This window comes from Gordonia sp. ABKF26 (assembly GCF_041103195.1).
Classification (GTDB): Bacteria; Actinomycetota; Actinomycetes; order Mycobacteriales; family Mycobacteriaceae; genus Gordonia; species Gordonia terrae.
The window spans coordinates 1144604-1164027 of sequence record NZ_JBGCVZ010000003.1 but is presented as its reverse complement, the minus strand read 5'-3'; the positions used below and the strand labels follow the sequence as shown (position 1 = coordinate 1164027).

General features: G+C 67.2%; 18 protein-coding genes. 9 read left to right on the top strand and 9 right to left on the bottom strand.

Going from position 1 to position 19424, the window contains the following annotated elements:
* Positions 1 to 200: 200 nt before the first annotated feature.
* Genes AB4Z55_RS05840 through AB4Z55_RS05830 form a run of 3 tightly spaced genes read left to right on the top strand, consistent with a single transcriptional unit; the run spans position 201 to position 3711 of the window.
* Positions 201 to 1349 carry a hypothetical protein gene (locus tag AB4Z55_RS05840; protein WP_369519368.1) on the top strand — a complete coding sequence of 383 codons (1149 nt, stop codon included), beginning with the start codon at positions 201 to 203 and terminating at the stop codon, positions 1347 to 1349.
* On the top strand, positions 1346 to 2467 hold the full coding sequence (locus AB4Z55_RS05835; protein WP_369519367.1) for a DUF1214 domain-containing protein: 1122 nt from the start codon (positions 1346 to 1348) through the stop codon (positions 2465 to 2467). Before AB4Z55_RS05840 ends, AB4Z55_RS05835 begins: the two co-directional genes overlap by 4 nt.
* Entirely contained in the window at positions 2464 to 3711 is a 1248-nt protein-coding gene (locus AB4Z55_RS05830) for a sulfotransferase (RefSeq protein ID WP_369519366.1), read from the top strand. Before AB4Z55_RS05835 ends, AB4Z55_RS05830 begins: the two co-directional genes overlap by 4 nt.
* A gap of 13 nt (positions 3712 to 3724) precedes the next feature.
* Here AB4Z55_RS05830 and AB4Z55_RS05825 read toward each other — a convergent pair whose 3' ends face one another.
* The 5 genes from AB4Z55_RS05825 to AB4Z55_RS05805 are packed head-to-tail and all read right to left on the bottom strand — an operon-like array spanning position 3725 to position 7947.
* Complete coding sequence (locus tag AB4Z55_RS05825; RefSeq protein WP_369519365.1) at positions 3725 to 4513, bottom strand: ABC transporter permease; 789 nt, start codon at positions 4511 to 4513, stop codon at positions 3725 to 3727.
* On the bottom strand, positions 4510 to 5673 hold the full coding sequence (locus AB4Z55_RS05820) for an ABC transporter substrate-binding protein (protein ID WP_369519364.1): 1164 nt from the start codon (positions 5671 to 5673) through the stop codon (positions 4510 to 4512). The genes AB4Z55_RS05825 and AB4Z55_RS05820 overlap by 4 nt, the downstream gene beginning before the upstream one ends.
* Positions 5670 to 6347: an ABC transporter ATP-binding protein gene (locus tag AB4Z55_RS05815; RefSeq protein WP_369519363.1), complete on the bottom strand. Its 678-nt coding sequence runs from the start codon at positions 6345 to 6347 to the stop codon at positions 5670 to 5672. The genes AB4Z55_RS05820 and AB4Z55_RS05815 overlap by 4 nt, the downstream gene beginning before the upstream one ends.
* 32 nt (positions 6348 to 6379) lie before the next feature.
* Entirely contained in the window at positions 6380 to 7414 is a 1035-nt protein-coding gene (locus AB4Z55_RS05810; RefSeq protein WP_369519362.1) for an acyl-CoA dehydrogenase, read from the bottom strand.
* A 5-nt stretch (positions 7415 to 7419) separates the two neighbouring features.
* The gene (locus tag AB4Z55_RS05805) at positions 7420 to 7947 is read right to left on the bottom strand and encodes a DUF4242 domain-containing protein (protein ID WP_369519361.1); all 528 of its coding nucleotides are present in this window, start codon (positions 7945 to 7947) and stop codon (positions 7420 to 7422) included.
* Positions 7948 to 8048: 101 nt separating this feature from the next.
* Between AB4Z55_RS05805 and AB4Z55_RS05800 the strand changes: the two genes are divergently transcribed.
* Positions 8049 to 8648, top strand: a complete 600-nt coding sequence (locus AB4Z55_RS05800; protein ID WP_101821205.1) for a TetR/AcrR family transcriptional regulator — start codon at positions 8049 to 8051, stop codon at positions 8646 to 8648.
* Between the two features lie 72 nt (positions 8649 to 8720).
* Positions 8721 to 9539 carry a DUF1353 domain-containing protein gene (locus tag AB4Z55_RS05795; RefSeq protein WP_369519360.1) on the top strand — a complete coding sequence of 273 codons (819 nt, stop codon included), beginning with the start codon at positions 8721 to 8723 and terminating at the stop codon, positions 9537 to 9539.
* Between the two features lie 25 nt (positions 9540 to 9564).
* Here the strand turns inward: AB4Z55_RS05795 and AB4Z55_RS05790 are convergent, their stop codons facing one another.
* A complete protein-coding gene (locus AB4Z55_RS05790; protein WP_064570343.1) occupies positions 9565 to 10197 on the bottom strand; it encodes a TetR family transcriptional regulator in 633 nt (210 codons plus the stop codon).
* Between the two features lie 235 nt (positions 10198 to 10432).
* Here AB4Z55_RS05790 and AB4Z55_RS05785 point away from each other — a divergent pair, with 235 nt between their 5' ends.
* From AB4Z55_RS05785 to AB4Z55_RS05770, 4 genes are all read left to right on the top strand, one after another.
* Entirely contained in the window at positions 10433 to 11587 is a 1155-nt protein-coding gene (locus AB4Z55_RS05785; protein WP_354562025.1) for an aromatic ring-hydroxylating dioxygenase subunit alpha, read from the top strand.
* Positions 11572 to 12504 carry a hypothetical protein gene (locus tag AB4Z55_RS05780; RefSeq protein WP_369519359.1) on the top strand — a complete coding sequence of 311 codons (933 nt, stop codon included), beginning with the start codon at positions 11572 to 11574 and terminating at the stop codon, positions 12502 to 12504. The genes AB4Z55_RS05785 and AB4Z55_RS05780 overlap by 16 nt, the downstream gene beginning before the upstream one ends.
* A gap of 10 nt (positions 12505 to 12514) precedes the next feature.
* Entirely contained in the window at positions 12515 to 14062 is a 1548-nt protein-coding gene (locus tag AB4Z55_RS05775) for a class I adenylate-forming enzyme family protein (protein WP_369519358.1), read from the top strand.
* Positions 14063 to 14150: 88 nt separating this feature from the next.
* Entirely contained in the window at positions 14151 to 15962 is a 1812-nt protein-coding gene (locus tag AB4Z55_RS05770) for a DUF222 domain-containing protein (protein ID WP_369519357.1), read from the top strand.
* 70 nt (positions 15963 to 16032) lie between these two features.
* On the opposite strand, the gene lon is transcribed toward AB4Z55_RS05770, so the two are convergent.
* The 3 genes from lon to AB4Z55_RS05755 all read right to left on the bottom strand — a co-directional run bounded on the left by lon (position 16033) and on the right by AB4Z55_RS05755 (position 19322).
* A complete protein-coding gene (lon, locus tag AB4Z55_RS05765; RefSeq protein WP_369519356.1) occupies positions 16033 to 18387 on the bottom strand; it encodes an endopeptidase La in 2355 nt (784 codons plus the stop codon).
* Positions 18388 to 18451: 64 nt separating this feature from the next.
* Entirely contained in the window at positions 18452 to 19078 is a 627-nt protein-coding gene (locus AB4Z55_RS05760) for a glyoxalase (protein ID WP_369519355.1), read from the bottom strand.
* Between the two features lie 61 nt (positions 19079 to 19139).
* Positions 19140 to 19322, bottom strand: a complete 183-nt coding sequence (locus tag AB4Z55_RS05755) for a hypothetical protein (protein WP_004022389.1) — start codon at positions 19320 to 19322, stop codon at positions 19140 to 19142.
* Positions 19323 to 19424 lie beyond the last annotated feature (102 nt).

Below are 19424 nucleotides of genomic sequence, written 5' to 3'. Positions count from 1 at the left end.
CTGTCGCTCAGGTTTCTCGAAGTGTGTAACGGGGCTCGTCGGCCGATTGTTCCCGGATCGTCGAAAAAAGTTGAGCGGGGTTCGCTCACGTGCTTCGACCCTTGACACCCGGGGGTCGGCACGGCAGATTTCAACAGGAACCATGTGATTCAACTTGGAGCAGCCGTCAGGCGGCGCCCCACGAGACACGAGGACGGCCGATGACGCCACGCCCGCCACTCCCCGACGCCGCTTCGCCCGCACGTCCTCTCCGGATCGCCGTGTGGGGACCAGGTGAGGTCGGGGGCGCGATCATCCGCGCCGCCGTCGCCGATCCCGCCTTCGACATCGCGGGCGCACTCGTCCACGATCCGAAGAAGGACGGCCGCGACATCGGCGAGCTGGTGCGCATCGACCCCATCGGGGTTCCGGCCACCACCGACCGCGACGCGATCAAGGCACTCGACGTCGACTGTGTCGTGGTCACACCTGCGCCGGCCGCGGTGCTCAAGGGCCTCGACGACGACGTCGTCGACCTGCTCGCGTCGGGGAAGAACGTGGTCGCCACCGCGGCCTATCACAACGTGTCGATGCCGAACTGGATGAGCCCGTTCCGCAAGTCGCCGCAGCAGCTGCTCGAGGCATGCCAGAAGGGCGGTTCGACGCTGCACGGGACCGGCGTCCATCCCACGTTCATCGTCGAACGGCTGGCGATGACGATGGCCACGGCGATGTCGTCGGTCAGCCACGTCCGATCGGTGGAGGCGGTCGACTTCACCAGCGCGGGCTCGATGTGGGGCGGTCTCGGCGGACTGGGCTTTGGCGCCGACCTCGATTCCCTGGGCCCGGATTCACCGGTCGCCCGCGGGGGCGATCTCTACTACGGCGACCTCACCGGCAACGTCGCACATGCGCTCTACGGTTCGGACAGCTCCGAGGTCCGCGTCGAGACGTCGCTGCGGGGTCTTCCCGCCGCCGCCGACGCCCAGGTCGGCAAGACAACCATCACGAAGGGAACCGCGGCCGCGCTGCACCTGACCCATCGCGGATACCTCGGCGATCACCACTTCTTCACCAACGAGGAATGCTGGTACCTTGCCGCCGCAGACCTCGTCTACCGCGGCGACGATCTCCCCTTCGGCGGGTTCACCAGTCCGATCGCCTATACGCTCGTCGTGAGCGGCGAGCCGGCCGAGATCCGCACCCAGATGGAGTTCGGTGTCGGTGCGGGCCACACGAATCCGATCACCACGGCATCCGTGCGAGCGGTGCTCGACTCGATCCCCGCGGTCGTGGCCGCCGAGCCGGGAGTGCTCATCGACGACATCGGCCCGCACTACAAGCACGACGACCGGGTCCGGCTCTCGTGAGCGACTCGACGCGACCCGAGGTCGAGGCGTGGAACGGTCTCGTCGATGCGCTCCGCACCGCGGGCGACAAGCTCGCGTCGGACACTTCCGGCCTCAGCCCGCTCGAACAGGCCGATGGTTATCGCGCCCTCATCCGCGGATTGTCGAATCAGTTGTCCCGCTTCGACGTCGACCGAGAACGGCCCGAACTGGTGTCGTTCAACGGGTGGCGTCACAAGTTCCTGATGGACAACCCGGATTTCCGCTACTGGGTCGCCGACGTGCGAAGCGATCGGTCATATCGCATCCGCGGGAATCGCGGCGACGCCGTCTACGTTTCGATCACCGCCTACCGACGCACCGGAGGTATCGGTTCGGGCGGCATCAGTTCGGAGTCGACCGCCCGGATCGACAGCGACACGATCGTCTTCGACGACGACGGATCGTTCGAGATCCTCGTCGGCGGTGATGCCGGGATGGACCGCGGCGCAGACCATCTGGATCTGCCCGAGAAGTCCTCGGTGATCTGGGTGCGCTTCTTCCACGACGACGTCTCCCACGGCGAGGCGGGACGATGCAGCATCGAACCACTCGCCGATCCACCGACCCCGCCACCGCTCGACCCGACGAAGTTCTGCACGCAGTTGGGCACGCTCGGCACCATGACGTCGATGCTGCCGACGATCTTCGAGGTGGCCACCAACGACGACCGCAACCCACCGAACACGATGCGGCACTGGTCGGAGATGTCGGGCGGCGCGGTGTTCACCGAACCGGGCATCCACTACCTCCGGGGCGGCTGGCAGCTCGAACCCGGGCAGGCGCTGGTGATCGAGGGGGACGTGGTCGACTGCCGATACTGGAACATCCTCGCCTACAGTCGATTCCTGAACTCGCTCGACTTCCGCTACCGGCCTGTCTCCTACACGGGCGGCACCGCAACCGTCACCGACGGTCGGTACCGGTTCGTCGTCGCCGCCGAGAATCCACACCCCGAGGATCCGGGTTCCGCGGACTGGATCGACACGGAGGGAAGGGAATTCGGCATCGTCGTGATGCGATTTCTGCAGCCCGTCGACACCCCCGCCCTTCCCTCAGCCCGGGTCGTCGGGCTCGATGAACTGCGAGATCCTCGATGACGTGCTGGGTGCCGCCGGAGCGCACCGAGACAGCACAGCACATCTACGCTGCGGCCGAGGCGGACCGCGCGGCCGATCCCGACCGTTACCGGCTCGGCGTCGAGATCGCGGACCGGCTCGTCGAACGAGCTACGGGTGAGCACGGCATCGAGGGGCTGGGCGATCCCTCTCAGTGGCGACCGGGCCTGGAGCGGTATCTCGAGTCGGCAGACGCCGACGGTCGACTGAACGCGGTCGGGATTCGCCACGCCCAGGACGCGGCTGTCGGGAAGCTGCGCGCCCGAGCGATCTTCGACAAGACGCTGCGGGCCGATCCCGCTGTGGCGCAACGGTCCCTCACCCCACCGATCGTGATCATCGGTGGGTGGCGCACCGGGACGACGTTCCTGTTCCGCCTCCTGGCCCGCGACCCACGGCTGCGGGCACCGCGTCCGCTGGAGCTGTACGCGCCCTGGCGGGCCGCCCGGATGACCTCGGAAGAACTCGAGCGTTCCGTCGACGACCAAGCACGTCAACCGAATCCCCTGCACGTGCTCAACCCGTCGATGGCGGCGGTGCACGACTCCGGCCCGACCCTCCCCGAGGAGTGCGTCCTCGGCATGGGAACGACCATGCGCAACTGGGGATTCGCCTCGACGATGCGCCTCGATGGTTACGCCACGTGGCTCGCGACCCAGGACTTCGCCGCCGAGTACGACGCCCATCGAACGATGTTGCAGATCCTCGACGACGGGTCGGCCCGTCGCTGGTTGCTCAAGGCGCCCGCGCACACTCCCGAACTCGCTCACCTCGCCACGACGTATCCGGGTGTCTGCATCGTCCACCTGCACCGCGACATCGTGGAGACCGTGGCATCCGGGGCCAGCCTGTTCGCGACCTACCGGTCGACCTACAGCGACGAGGTGGACGGCCACGATGTCGGACGATTCCAGGTCGAGCAGTCCGAACGGTGGTTCCGGCGTGCACTCGACTTCCGGTCCTCGCCCGCGGCCGCGTCGGCGACCATCCTGGACCTCGACTACCGGGACCTGGTGGCGAGCCCCGCGACCACGGTCGGCCGGGTCTACACCGCGGCCGGGATCGACCCGCCGGACGTCGCCACACTGCTCGCCGAACACGAAGCCGCGCAACCCCGCCACGGCAAGGGCCGACACCGGTACACACCCGAGGAGTTCGGCATCGACCCCGACGCACTCCGTGAACGGATGGCGTTCTACACCGATGCCCTGACCGTCCAGCGGTGACAACCCCAGAGGTTCAGCGTCGTCGGGTGAGCACCAACCGGGCACCCGCATCGAGGACGAAGCCGAGGATGCCGATCACCACGATCAGAGCGGCGACCTGGTCGTACGCGAGCTGATCGCGGGCGTTGAGGATCTGGTAGCCGAGACCCGAACGCACGCCGAGCATCTCGGCGGGTACCAGAACCACCCAGGCGATGCCGAGCGCCACGCGGATGCCGGTCTGCACGTTGCCTCGGATCGCCGGGATCACCACGGCCGTGAGGACTTCGGTTCGGGTGGCATGGAACGATCGCGCGACCTCGACGAAACCGGGGTCGATCGACTTCACGCCGGCCGCCGTGTTGATGACGATCGGCCAGATCGCCGCGATGGCGATCAGGAAGATGACCGGTTCGTTTCCGATCCCGAACACCATCACCGCGACCGGAGCCCACGACAGCGGCGAGATCATCCGCAGGAAGGCGACGATGGGGTTCGCGGCGCGCTCCGCGGTCAGGCTCAGCCCGATCAGCAGGCCCAGCGGGAACCCGAGCACGACGGCGATCAGCAGTCCGATCGACAACCGCCACAGGCTCAGTCCGATGTCGGGCAGCAACACCCCGCGATCGAGGAGTTCCAGCATCGCCGGGAACACCTGTTGCGGGGCGAACTGGCGGGCGAGGGAGTCCGCAGCGGGGACGACTGTGGTCGTCACCCACCAGATCGCGACGAGCACCGCGATCGCGATCAGCGGTGGGGCGACGGTGGAGCCGGTTCGCCGGCGCGGGGCCGCCGCGGTCTCGTCCTGGGTCAGCAGCGTCATGGCATCACCTGTTCGGTTCTCGTGAGATCGGCGGGTAGTCCGAGAGCGGCCGCACCACCGCGCGTTCCGATGGCGCTACGGATGAATCGGTCGTCGACGAGGTCGGCGTGGACGGTGGCCGGATCCAGGCGCCCGAGGAAGCGCCGATCACCGTCGACGAGGGTGTTGTCCATCTCGGTGACGAGCCGCTCGGTGAAACTCGCGAACGGGAAGGGTTGGAATCCGAGTCGCTGCGGCTGCCAATCGACATTGCTCACGGCGAAGTCGGCCGGGTCGTAGGTGAGCGCCTTGGCGATGGCCGGTTTCGGTTGCGGGAGATACCCACCGGCGAGTTCGGCCGCGGCCCGGGGACGATCGAGGTCGATGTGGTGCTGTGCCGCAACCACGGAGTCGGCGAGGGATTGGACCGCCGCGGGGCGTTCGTCGATGGCCGCCTGGTGGACGAGGAGCGCGCAGCAGGCGTGCTGGCGCCACACGTCGCCGAGAAAGGTGTGGATACGGCCGATCTTGCGTACCTGGGCCATCGCGTTGAACGGATCGGCCACGACGTAGCCGCCGATCGATCCGTTCGCCAACGCCGGCACCATGTCCGAGGGGCTCATCACGATCAGTTCGACGGTCTTGTCACCTCGGGACGCCCCGGTCCGGATGACCGGCCGCAGTCCGTGGGTCCGCAACATCCGCTGCAGGATGATGTTGTGGATCGACCACCACGCCGGGATGGCCACCTGGGCGCCGGCGAGTTGCTCGAGGTCGACGATGTCGGGCGCCACGGTCAGCGCCGATCCGTTGGTGTGATTCCAGCCCAACACCTGCACAGGGCTTTTCATCGCGTAGCGGAGTGCCACCGCCATCGGCATCAGCAGATGGACGACGTCGACCTTGCGCGTCACGAAGGCCTCCGCGAGCGAGGACCAGCTCCGGAACAGCACGGGTTTCGTCGAACTCACCGCCGCCGGGTCGTAGAGCCCCGCGGCGTGTGCGACGAGAAGCGGTGCCGCATCTGTGATGGGGAGGTAGCCGACCCGCAGCGCATCGGACGCACTCGGTGGCGCTGCCGTGGCGGCCCGGCCCAGACCGACGACGCCGCCGATCCCGCCCGCCACGGTGAGACCACCGACCCCGGCCAAAAGCAGTCGGCGTGAGATGGGCGCGTTCACACCTGCTGCCCCACCTGGTGACCGAAGTGCGTCAGGATCTCCGTGCGCCGGTCGGGATCGGCGCGGCCGAGACCGGCTTCGAGCCGCCATTCCCCACCGATCCGGCCGGCCTCGGACAGCAGGACGATCCGGTCGGCGAGTTCGAGCGCCTCGTCGACGTCGTGCGTGACGAGGACGACGGTGATCCCCAGTTCGGCGGCCAATTCGGCCAGCCAGCTGCGCAATTCGCCGCGCACGGCCGGATCGAGGGCGCTGAACGGTTCGTCGAGCAGGAGCAACCTGGGCCGGATCGCCGCCGCGCGGATGATCGCCACGCGTTGCGCCTGGCCGCCCGACAGCTGATCGGGATAGCGGTCGGCGAGACCGTCGAGCCCGAAGCGGCGCAGCAGACCGAGTGCGTAGTCGTTCTCGAACGACGCACGGTGCGCGGCAAATCGTCGTCCGAACCGGATGTTCTCCGCCACGGTCAGCCACGGCATCAGCAGCGCTCGCTGGAAGACGACCCCCGTGTGAGGTCGCGCGCCGCCCGAGGTGTCCTGCCACTCCAGGCTGCCGGCATCGAGGGTCTCGAGACCGGCGAGCACACGCAAGAGCGTGGTCTTTCCGCTGCCGCTGCGGCCGAGGACGGCCACGAACTCCCCGTCGTCGACGGTGACGTCGATGCCCGTCAACACAGATGTGCCGCGAAAGGCTTTGCGGCCACCGACTATTCGAACTGCGCGAGTTCCCACCGCAGTTGTCCTTCCGAAGGTGATTGGATGGGGATGAAAGCTGTCTCCCGGAACCGCCGGTTGGTGGCGCTCGCGGTCGCATAACCCGCACCGCCGCGGACGGTCGCCTCGAGCCGGGAGGCCGCCACCGCGGTACGGGCGGCGTCGAGGCGCAATCGGATCAGATCGGCCGGCGACGGTGTCGTCGGATCGGCGGCGAAGGTCGCAAGACGTGCCCGTATCGACTCGAATTCGGCAGTCCGGTCGTCGAATTCGGCGCGGAAAACCTCGTTGACCCCGGCCAGCGCCCCGACGGCACCGTCGAGGGCGGCACCGATGGCTCCGCTGCAGAATGCGGACTGCAGCAGCAGGAAGACCGGTCGTATCCCCCGGACGAACGCGGTCAGGTCATCGGAGATCACGCTTTCCGCGGCGATCGTCACGTCGACGAGCTCGAGGGACGTCGAGGCTGTGGATCCCAAACCGATCAGGTCCGGCGCGGAACGGATCTCGACACCGGGCGCGTCCGCGTCGACGACACCGACGAGGGTCGTGTCGCCGGTGCGCACCGGCAGGACGATCAGCGACTCGTCGTAGACGTTCGACGCCCAGCGGATGGGCCCCGTCGCCACCACACCCGCCCGGCCGCGACGCCCCGTGATGGGTACCTCGCCGAGACCGGCCACCTGTTTCAGACCTGCCGCCATGGCCGTCACACCGATCCGCTCGCCACTGAGGAGTGACGCGAGGTGTCTCTCTCGCAACGGCTCCGGCGATCGGGCGACGTACTCGATCGCCATCCGCTGAGCCCACAGCGAGAATCCGGCCGACAGGCTCACCGCCGACACACGTTCGAGGACGTCGATCATCGACGCCAGCGACCCGTCGACCACGCCCCGGCCCAGGAGGCCGGCCGCACCGGCCGCGGCGATGTCGACCCGGGTGTCGGTGTGGCCGGCGTCGAGGTCGCGGGCACGATCGGCCACGGACGCGACGACCTCGCCGAGCTCATCGGTCAACGTCGGCGCCATACCGGTCAGCCCTGCAGACGGTGGAGGCGATCCACCGGGGTCGAGACGACCTCGCGAGCGTGACGGACGGCCGCCTCGTCCGGGGCGTCGTAGAAACACAAACACTTGTCGGTGTCCTCGCGGACATAAGTCCGCAGGAAGCTGACCTCGGGGACGTCGGCGTACTTCGGCGAGTTCGCCTTCTTGCGGGCCAGGTAGGTCTCCATGTCGATGGCTTCGGGGATGTCCCACTCGACGAGATAGCCGGCGGTCGGGCGCGCCTTCTTCAGCTCGTCCAGGTCCGCGCCGACGAGCCGGACCTCGTCCGGACCGGCAGCGACGACCCCCCGGAGGGCCTCGACCTCGTCGAGCCCCACGGCCCGGCACCCCTCGAACTCCGCGATCGCGAACAACCTCGCGGCGCCTTCCGTCACCTGCGTCTCGATCAGTTCGCCGCCGGCGGTCCGGAGATGCGCGTCGAGTCCTTTGATGAGTTCCTCGACTGTGCCCGCATCACTGTCGGCAGGTTCGAGTTCGTAGAGGAAGAGCGCCATGGCTGAGCCTTTCTGCGTCGGTGTGCCCGCTGGTGACCGGACCGACCCTGGCATAGACAGACCGGTCTGTCTATGGGCTCTCGTGGTTTACCCTTGGCGATGTGAGCAACCCCGCACAGGCGAGCACCGGCCGCGCGACCGCTGCTGCCGGGCCCGGCAGCCCGGCCGACCGACTGCTCGCCACCGCGACCGAACTCTTTGCCGCACAGGGCATACGGTCGGTCGGCATCGATCTGCTGCTGCGCGCCTCCGGCGTGGCCAAGGCGAGTTTGTACAACGCCTACGGCTCGAAGGACGGGTTGGTCGTGGCCTATCTGGAACGTTTGGATCAGGCTGATCAAAACCGGTGGTTCGAGGCGACGAAGGCCATGAGCGATCCTCGCGAGCGCATCCTGGCCTTCTTCGACCTGGCCATCGCCGGGGCCCCGACTCGCAATTTCCGCGGCTGTCAGTACGCCAATGCCGCGACCGAGTTCCCCGACACCGATCTGCCTCCCATCACGGCGCATCGTGCGTGGCTGCTCGACACCCTCGGCGACAACCTGGGCACACTCGGCGACCCGGAGCCCGACACGACCGCGCGACAGATCCAGGTGGTCTACGACGGTGCGCTCTCGGGGTCGAAGATGGCACGCTCCACCGCTCCCATCGAGACCGGGAAGCAGTTGGTGGAGGCGTTGCTCGACCGCACCATCGGGTGAGCCCGGCGTTCCCCACCCTGGCGGGGGACATCGGGGCTACCGTCGATGCATCCCGTCGACGCGGAGGTGGTGATGAACGCAGCCACACCGAGCGATCCGCGATGGGTGCCGTGGCGGGTGGCTCCCGAGTCGGGGTTCGTCGTCGACGATCCGACCGGGCAGGGTGATGTCGACATCGTGCAGATCGATGAACGGCAGTTCGTCGTGCGCAATGCCTTTCGATACCACGAACCCGCCGTCGAGGAGTACCTCGTCGGACAACTGGTCGATCGGGGCACGACGAAGGCCGAGGCGCTCAGGGCCGTCGACACCGCCCGCACGTTCCTCCCCCGCGAGGACAACCCGACCGACCTCGCCTCGATCCCCCGGTTCCTGCGCTGGTTCGAGAATCCTTACGGTCTGCATTCCCTGGCGGCCCTGATTCACGACAAACTCATCACGGGCACCCCCAATTCCGGCGCGCTCGGTAGCGACACCCTGTCCGACCGCTTCTTCCGCGAGATGATGCGAACGTCCGGGGTTCCGTGGCTCAAGCGGTGGATCATGTGGTCGGCGGTGGCGCTCCGTACGCGGTGGGTCGCCGGCGGATGGCGGCGCCTCATTGTGGTCGTGTGGTTGTTGCTGAGTGTCGTCGGCATCGGCACGGCGGTCGGTTCGAGCGGGGCACTGCTCTCCGCTTGGTCATGGCCGACGTCGTCGCCGTCGATCTCGCTCGCGTTCGCTCTGCTGATGATCTTCGTCGCCGCGCCGCTGTGGGGACGGCAGTGGGCGGCGAGTCTCATTGCGGCCGTGGCCGCCCTGTGGGTTCTCCCCGCGGCGATCGTGGCGTACTTCGCCTATGCGCTGTATCTGTTGTCGGAGAATGTCGCTCGCACCGTCGGGCTTCGGTGACCCGCGCAGCCCCGATCGCGCCACATCAGCCCACGGAAGCCTCGTCGGGGTCGGCGAACCGACGAGCGACTCCGGCGAGGAAAACCGTCACCATCTCGACGAACAGACGTTCATCGGTCCAGCGGGCACCCTCCATCGAACCGGCCAGATCAGGATCGAACTGCTCCGGGTTCTCGAACGGGGCCATCGCCGGCCGCCCGGTGGCGACACACATCGCAGAACCGATCGTCATCCGATGGACTGATTCCAGGATGAACATCTGCGAGTCGAGCGGCACGCCAGACAGTCCCAGGATTCGGCAATGTTCGGCATACAGCCGTTCCAGGAGCCCCCGGGGGAAGTATTCGACGACGATCGGCACCGCCCGCTGATGGGCGAGCAAGGCCTGACGGAACAGCACGCTCGCACTCACGAGCCACTGCTGCCAGTCCTCGCCGTCATCGGGGTCGGGCTGCCGCGGCGTCTCCGACACGACGAGGCGAGCGACAGCTGACAGGATCTCCGCCTTGTCGCTGAAGTGGTTGTACAGCGACGGCGAGCGGACGCCCAACCTCGCAGCCATCTTCTCCAGACTCAACGCCCCGGGCCCATCGGCGTCGATGATGTCCAGGGCGGCTCGAACAGCGTTCTCGCGCTGGATCATCGGCTTCCGGCCCATGGACTCCTACTTCCTTTGCCTCGACACCGAGAGTGTACGCGGACACCCTCTTGACGATTTATACTAACGGCACTAGTTTATTTAACGAGTGAGGCAGCTCACAGCCAACTTGAACCGTCCGTCGCGCCATCACCGGGAGCGACATCGCAATCACCTAGAAGAGGAGTGGGCAGTGGCAGTCGTGGATGCTCAACTACAGACGATCCAGGACCGGCGAACTCGTGCCCTACGGGCCCTGCTCGGCCATCTCGATGGAAAAGCAACCGATCAGGTCGCCGAGATCCAGCGTTTCGACGCGATCGATTATCACGATCCCGTGCGTGCCGAACTCGAACGCGATCGGATCTTCGGCGAGGTCCCGTTCATCGTCGCGCACTCGTCCGAGATTCCACGCCGCAACGATTTCCTCTCGATCGATCTGCCGCGCAACAAGATCGTCGTGGTACGTCAGCGCGACGGAGGCGTGAAGGCCTTCATCAACGCCTGCCGTCACCGAGGCGCCCAGTTGGTGACCGAGAAGTCGGGGACATGTCGCCTGTTCTCGTGTCCGTACCACCGGTGGTCGTACAGCCCGGACGGCACTCTTCGGACCGTCACCTTGGACAGCACCTTCGGCGAGTTCGACCGTTCGAAGTCGGGTTTGGTGGAGCTTCCGGTCGAAGAGCGGCATGGATTCGTCTGGGTGGTCGACAACGCGAACCGCGACATCGACGTCGCAGCCTGGCTCGGACCCGAGATGGATGCACTGATGTCCGAGTACCGAATCGCCGATCTCGTCAGTGTCGACCCGCATCCCTATGAGCGCCCGGTCAATTGGAAGATCATGCAAGACGGCTTTCTCGACAACTATCACGTGAAATACGCGCATCCCAATACCGCCGGAAAGATGCTGCACACCAACGCCGTCACCCTCGAGGACTTCGGACGGTCGTTCTGGTTCCTGACCGCACGCAAGACCATCGACCAGTTCATCGGCGCCGAGGTGGAATGGAGCCCGGCGATGGAAGCGCACACCATCGAGAGTTGCTTCCTGGCGCCGAACACGATGCTGCTCAAGCACGCCACCCACTTCGAGCTGTTGACATTCCGACCCGTCGGCGGGGATCCGAACCGCTCGATCATGGAGATGCGCATCCTGGCACCCAGCATCGAGGACAGCGGGCTCGAACCCGAACACTGGCAGCGTCGATGGGACAAGAACTGGGGCCTCCTCGTGTCCATCCTGCACGACGAGGACTTTCCCATCCTGGACAGTTCGCAAGCTGCGCTCTCGAGTCTCGATGCCGGGACCATGCTTCTGGGCCGCAATGAGATTGCGAGCCATCTGTTTCGACGTGAAGTGGACCGGTTGATCAGCGACACCGAGGACACCCGATGGCCGTCGACGTAGGCTGTCCCGACACCGACGTCTCCGATCTGGTGGAGCTGAACTGGCGTGACGGCCCTCCGGTCGAAGATGCGCGAGAGCTGCTGGACCGTGCGCGCCGCGTCGATGCGGAGATGAGCTTTGCCACGACCACCAGCGAGACACGACGACACCCGGTGTCATCCCGCACCGTCGAGGTCCGCACGCGGTTGCGCCGGTGGACAGCGCCGCGGACGGACCACGCCGCCCTCGCCGCCGTCCTCACCTTCACTCCGACCGCTGCCGGCGGTCCGATCGTCATGAGCGCCGTCGTCGACCCGGACTTCCGTTCCACCGGCGTCATCACTGCGGCTTTCGAGGCGCTGAGACACAGTCGCCACTGCACTTCGGGACTCGACGCCGATATCGTCGCCTGCGCCTTCGGGTCACATCCCGCCGCGCTGCGGGCCGCAGCCCGATTCGGCGCGAGGACTGTCGCCCAAAGAGATGTGCTGGTGCCCCACTCGCCGTTGAGGCCGCCGCCCGCAATCGGTGCCGATGGCATCCGCCCGCTCCCCTGCGGCACTGAGATCGGCGGTGGCGACACCCACTCGGTGTGGCAGCACTTCGACACCGGGCCGGCACCCGCCGTCTATGCGGCCACACGTGGTGCGGGCACGACCGCCGGATACTTCACTGTGGAACAGGGTTCCGAGACAACCCGTTTGACGATCCTCGGCGTACGCCCCGGTGCCGAACCTCTCGCCGCCACGCTCGACGACATCATCGGCGCAGCAGCTCCACTGGTACGCGACCGCGATCCCGCTCAGATCGAGGTCACCGCCGCGACCGATCACCGACCTCTGCTGGAAGCGCTCAGATACGCCGGCTTTCACCACGACCGCACCGATGTTGCGTTTGCTCTGCACATAGCACCCGACCTCGTCACACCCCACAAGTGAAGGACTCACCATGAACCACGACATCCTGCGCCCCCTGTCGGCCTGGGTCATCCGGCAACCCGACTCTCCGGTCATCGAATGCGACGGGTCGGCGCTCACCAGACGTGAACTGGACGATCGCTCCGAGCGAGTCGCGGAGTCCCTTGCCGCCCAGGGGATTCAGGCCGGGGATCGGGTCGCGATCATCGGTCGGCCCTCCGCCGACTGGGCGGTGGTCGCCGTGGGGATCATCAAGACCCGCGCGGTGTTGTGCCCGCTGAACGAGCGCAACGGTCCGGTCGAACTCTCCCAGGCCATCGCCGCACTGGAACCCAGTCTGATCGTGGCCGCGGAGGCTTTCCGGCCGGCAGTCGATGCGGTGGTCGCGGACCGCGACATCGCGACTCCGGTCACCGATCTCGAGGCGGTGGCCCTCGACACCGCACCGTCGACGCCGGTGACTCGGGAGAACCTGACGGTCGCCGGCGACGCCCCGGTTGCGATCCTGTCCACCTCCGGTTCCACCGGATCACCGAAAGGTGTCGTGTTCACCCATGATTCGCTGACGAACGCGTTCTTCGAGTGGTGCCTCCAAGAGCCCGGATTCATGCGTGTCAGGTCGCTCAACGTGAGCTCGATGGCCTTCGGCGCCGGCCTGCTCAACGGATTCCTGGCCCCACTCGTGCTCGGTGGCAGCGCCGTCTTTCTCCCTGACTGGAATCCTCAGGTGGCCCTCTCGCTCATCCGCGACAGCGGTATCACCCACCTGGGCGCCACCACCATCTTCTACGAACAGATGGCGTCGGACCCGGAGTTCACCGATGCCGATCTGAGCTCGCTGACCGTGGCATTCACCGGCGGCAACCCGGTCACCACCGAACTGATCCGCGCGTGGGCAGCGAAGGGGATCGGACTCCGCCAGGTGTACGGCCTCACCGAGTCTCAATCGAACGCCACCGTGCCAACGGTCGAGATGGCGATCCATCACCCCGACAGCGTGGGACTCGGCGGTATCCTCAACACCTTCACAGTACGAACCGCTGATGGGAATGAGTGCGCCGCAGGCGAAGCCGGTGAGATCTGGATCTCCGGGCCCGGGCTCGCAGCCGGGTACTGGCGTGACGAGCAGCAGACGAGCGCCAACTTCGTCGACGGCTGGCTGCGCACCGGTGACGTCGCCGAACGAGACGAGGATGGTCTGCTGCGCATCGTCGGCCGCATCAAGGACGTGATCATCTCCGGCGGTATCAACATCTATGCGGCCGAACTCGAACGCGTCATCCTCGAACTCGACGGCGTCCTCGAGGTCGCGGTCATCGGCGTCGCCGACGCGCAGTTCGGGGAGGCCCCGGCGGTCTTGCTCCGCGCCGGCGGAGGGCTATCAGCACAGGACGTCGTCACACATTGCCGATCCCGCCTCGCCCGGTTCAAGGCCCCCCGGTACGTCGAATTCGTCGCGGACCCGCTTCCACGAACAGCCGGGATGAAGATCGACAAGGCGCCGCTCCGGAGCCGATACGCCGACCTGCCGTCGTGGGCCACCCCGGTCTCTGCGGACGCATTGCAGGGCAGCGCCTGATCGGTTCTTGTCGGTGGTCGGGTTTACCTTGGACTCATCAGTTGGGCCGGTCGTTTCGATCGGGTTGCAGCGTCTTGGGGGAGTCACTGTGGGGGTTTGGACCGATCTGCCGGGCGAGTTCCTCGCCGGGGTCGATCCTGCCCGCCCGGCCGATGCCGACACCGCCACCCACATGCAACGCCTGGGATCGATCCGTGCCGGGGAGTCGTATCTGGCGTGGTGCCGCTATCAGACGATCTTGGTGTTGTGCGACCGGTTGTTGAATTCGGTTGGCAACAGCTACATCTCTGACGGTTTCGGTGACATCGTCGCCCGGGTCTCGCGGGAGGCCGGGATCACCCGCCACCGCGCCGGGGTGCTGGTCGACGAGGCACTGTGTCTGCGTGACCGGTTGCCGCGGGTGTTGGAGACGTTGCGCGACGGCATCATCGGGCCGCACCAGATCCGCGAGATCATCGGCCGCACCCACCTGGTGGCCGATGACCACCTGCTCGACCCCGCCGACCCTGACAGTCGTCGGATCATCGAGGTCCTCGACGAATCCATCGCCGACCTGCTGCGCAACCGGGCCGGGTCGTGGTCGACGTCAGGTTTGCGCGACATGATCGACCGTCTGGTCTTCGGCCATGACGCCGACGCGGTCCGCGAACGGCGCCGCGAGGCGCTGGACAACCGTGGCGTGTGGACCGAGAACCACGGCGACGGGACCGGTGAGATCACCGCGGTGATGGCCGCCGAGAACATCCGCGCGTCCCAGGCGTCGGTGCGCGCGCTCGCGGCGTCGGTCTGTGACAGGGATGGGCGCACCCTCGGGCAACGAAAGTCCGACGCCACATACGCGTTGCTCACCCGAACGGCGTTCGCGTGCGCGTGCGATCACTCCGACTGCACCGCACCACCGTTCAATCCTGCCGCCCCCGCCGGTGCGACAGCTGGTACCGAGGTCGTGATCCATGTCGTGACCGACGCCGCCACCCTGGCCGGCGGCTCCGGACCCGGTTGGGTCGACGGGCACGGGGTGATCTGCGATGAGCATGTGCGCGATCTCGCCGCCCGGCCCGACGCGACGACCAGACCGGTCACCCCGGTGCGGACACCACCGTCGCATGTCGTCGCCGGCGGACCAGCCGGGAGCGGTGAGGGTGGATTCGACGACGACACCGGGCGAACCGCGAACATCACCGCGCCACCGCAGGGTACCGAGGACACCGCCACCAGCCGCAGTGGCGATGCGTCGACACCCCCGACTCCGGCCACACCGTCGACGCCCCCGACTCCGGTCACACCGTCGACGTCGTCGGAGATCGTGGTGGTCTACCCGGGCGCCCTGCCCGGTGACCCGTACCGGCCGACGAGTGCGTGTGCCGAGTTCGTGCGGGTACGGGACGGCTACTGCACCGAACCCGGGTGCACGCGTTCGGCGTTCACCGCCGACGTCGACCACGTCGCCGAGTACGACCACGCCCGCCCCGCCCGCGGCGGCGCGACGTCGAGTGAGAACCTCAACGCCAAATGCCGCGCCGGTCATCTACACAAGACGCACGGGGATTGGACCGACGTGCAGTACCGAGACGACGAGGGCCGGCTGGTCACCGAATTCGTCACCCCGGAAGGTTTCGTGATCCCCGGCGAGGCCGAAACCCTCGAGGATCTCTTCCCGAACCTACGTCGTATCCGATTCGAGCAAGCAGCGAAAGCACCACCGACACCGCGCATCATCGTGCCCGACCACCACGGCCGACCACCACGCACGATCACCGAACGAACCGCCGCGAAACACGCGAAGCGGCGAGAAGAACGCGCCCGCAACAAGACACAGCTCGACGCAAATCGACGCGCCCGGACCGAGGCAGCCCACCATCAACCGACAACCCAGGACGACGACCCGCCACCGTTCTGACAAGGCCGACACCCCGGCGGAACGTGGTGGTCCACGCACCCGCCGGGGTGTTGACTGATAATGCCTGTCGTCAGGCCGCGCTGACCTGCTCGCCGACGGCCGGCTCCAGCGCCTGCGCAACGATCTCGGCGACGTCGGTCATCGGCCGCACGTCGAGAGCGTCGAGCACCTCGGCCGGCACATCGTCGAGGTCGGGCTCGTTGCGCTGCGGGATGAAGATGGTCTTCAGCCCGTTGCGTTGCGCGGCAAGCAGTTTCTGCTTGACCCCACCGATCGGCAGGACGCGCCCGTTGAGCGTGACCTCGCCGGTCATCCCGACATCGCTGCGCACCTGACGTCCCGTCGCCATCGAGACCAGCGCGGTGACCATGGTGACGCCGGCACTCGGACCGTCCTTGGGCACCGCTCCGGCCGGAACGTGCACGTGGATGGTCTTGTCGAGCGCCTTCGGGTCGACGCCGAGTTGCTCGGCGTGTGCCCGCACGTACGACAGTGCGATCTGCGCCGACTCCTTCATCACGTCGCCGAGCTGGCCGGTCAGCTTCAGGCCCGGCTCGCCCTCGGTGGCGTTGACCTCGATGAAGAGGACGTCACCGCCCATTCCCGTGACCGCGAGACCCGTTGCGACGCCGGGCACAGCGGTCCGTTCCGCCGACTCCGGGGTGAACCTCGGCCGCCCCAGGTAGTCGCGTAGGTCGGGCTCGTCGATGGTGACGGGTTCGCTCTCGCCCCCGTCCCCCGCTGCGACCGCGAGATTGGTCGCCGCCTTGCGCAGCGCCTTGGCCAGCAGCCGTTCGAACTGTCGCACACCGGGTTCACGGGTGTAGTTGGCCGCGATCTCACGTAGTGCCGCATCGGTGACGGTCACCTCGTCGGGGGTCAGCGCCGCGCGCTCGGCCTGCCGGGGCAGCAGGTAGTCGCGGGCGATGGCGACCTTGTCGTCCTCGGTGTACCCGTCGAGCGTGACCAGTTCCATGCGGTCGAGCAGGGCCGACGGGATGTTCTCGATGACGTTGGCGGTCGCGAGGAACAGCACGTCCGACAGGTCAAGGTCGAGATCGAGGTAGTGATCGCGGAAGGTGTGATTCTGCGCGGGGTCGAGGACCTCGAGCAGCGCGGCGGCCGGGTCGCCCCGGTAGTCCGAGCCCACCTTGTCGATCTCGTCCAGCAGCACGACGGGATTCATCGATCCCGCTTCGCCGATGGCCCGCACGATCCGGCCCGGCAGCGCGCCGACGTAGGTACGCCGGTGACCACGGATCTCCGACTCGTCGCGCACACCGCCCAGGGCGACGCGCACGAACTTGCGGCCCAGCGCCCGGGCGACGCTCTCACCGAGCGACGTCTTGCCGACACCCGGAGGACCGGCGAGCACCATCACGGCACCCGACCCGCGTCCGCCGACGACCTGCAGGCCGCGTTCGGCGCGACGGGCCCGCACCGCCAGGTATTCGACGATGCGGTCTTTCACGTCATCGAGGCCGTGGTGATCGGCGTCGAGGATCTCGCGCGCGCCCTTCACGTCCGTGGAGTCCTCGGTGCGAGTGTTCCACGGCAGGTCGAGGACGGTGTCGAGCCAGGTGCGGATCCATCCGGTCTCCGGCGACTGGTCGCTGGCGCGTTCGAGCTTGCCCACCTCGCGGAGGGCGGCCTCGCGCACCTTCTCGGGCAGGTCGGCTTCCTCGACGCGGCCGCGGTAGTCGTCGGCGCCCTCGGGCTCGTCCTCACCGAGCTCCTTGCGGATGGCGGCGAGCTGCTGACGAAGAAGGAATTCCTTCTGCTGCTTGTCCATCCCCGCGCGGACGTCCTCGGCGATCTTCTCGGTCACCTCGGACTCGGCGAGATGGTCGCCCGTCCACTCGATGAGCAGGCGCAACCGCGCCGCGGTCACCGGCGTCTCGAGCAACTCGCGCTTCTGCTCGTCGGACAGCCACGACGCGTAGCCCGACGTGTCGGCGAGATCCGCCGGATCGGACATCTTGTTGACGGCGTCGATGAGCTGCCACGCCTCACGGCGCTGCAGCATCGCCAGCACGAGTTTCTTGTACTCGCCGGCGAGTTCACGGTCTTCGTCGGTGACGTCGACGACGTCGACCTCGGTCACCTCGACCCACAGCGCCGCACCGTGACCAGGTGTCCCGGTCCCGATCTGCGCGCGCTGCTCACCCTTGACGACGGCTGCGATGCCGCCGCCCGGGATGCGGCCGACCTGAACGATCGACGCGATGACACCGTAGGTGGGATACCGGTCGTCCAGACGCGGCGCGACCAGCAGTTTCCCGGACTCGCTCGCCCGGGCGGCGTCGACCGTGGCCTGCGCGGCATCGTCGAGCGGGATGGGCACGACCATGCCGGGCAGCACGACGACGTCGGGAACGAAGAGAACCGGCAGTGAATATGTCTGGGACTGATCAGCTTGGGACATGAAACCTCCAGAGTTAAGTCTGACCGACTCAACCCAGGTGGCAGGAATCTTGTTCCCGAGCGATTTATGCCAGGAGCGAACGGGTTGCAGCGGCCCATTCGAACCCATCCGGATCGGTCAGCTCCCCGGCGTCGCCGCCGATCACCAGCCGATGGGAACCCGAACCGTCCGGCCGGACGCCCGCGTCCTTGGCCGCGGCCTTCCGCCCGTAGAGCGCCAGCTTGAGCGAGTTCTGCTCACTCTCGAACTCGACGTACTTCCGGCCGAAGCTCTTCGCCACGGTGAATCCGCGGCTCACGTAGAACTCCTTCGTCGCCGCGACGTCGTCGACGCCGAGCAGCAGGACCAGATCGTCGACCTTGCGCTCGGGTGCGCCGCTCGGCTTCTTCGAGGAACTGGCGACCTTCCAGATCGTGCCGTCGGGCGCCTGAACCACGCCGCCGTACCCCCAGAAGGACTTCTTGGCGGGTTTGAGCACAGTGGCGCCGGCCTCGATCGCCGGTTGCAGGAAGGAGTCGGCGACCGTCGGGTCGGCGACCACCAGGGAGACCACGAAGCCGCGGAAGCCCGACGTCGGTGAGTCTCCGGTGCGGAAGCGCAGCCGGTCGCCGAGTCCGAAAGCTTTGTCGTAGAACGTCTGCGCCGTTGCAGTATCGGGAACTTCGAGTGTGAGTGCGTTGATGTTCGTCATGCTTCGACGCTAAGACGCCGACCCGCCCGGAGGCTTCTCGATTCCTGACCGGTCGCGAACCTCAGGTGAGATCGGCCGCGGCGCGGGTGGCGACCACGACGACCTGGGCGATCACCAGGACCGCGATGGCGACGAGAAATGCCGCGGTGGTCACGACGACTCCGGCAGCACCCTTGAGCGCGCCGGACACGGAGTCGACCCACGACGCGGAAAAGTGGTGTGACGGTGCGGTGTCGAGTGTCATGGCTGTCCCCTGCGTACTGAAGAGCAATCCCGGCCAAGTGGTCGGAGTCACAACACTCAATCACAAGTAAGTACTTCTGTGCCAGAAATCGACGCCAAGACT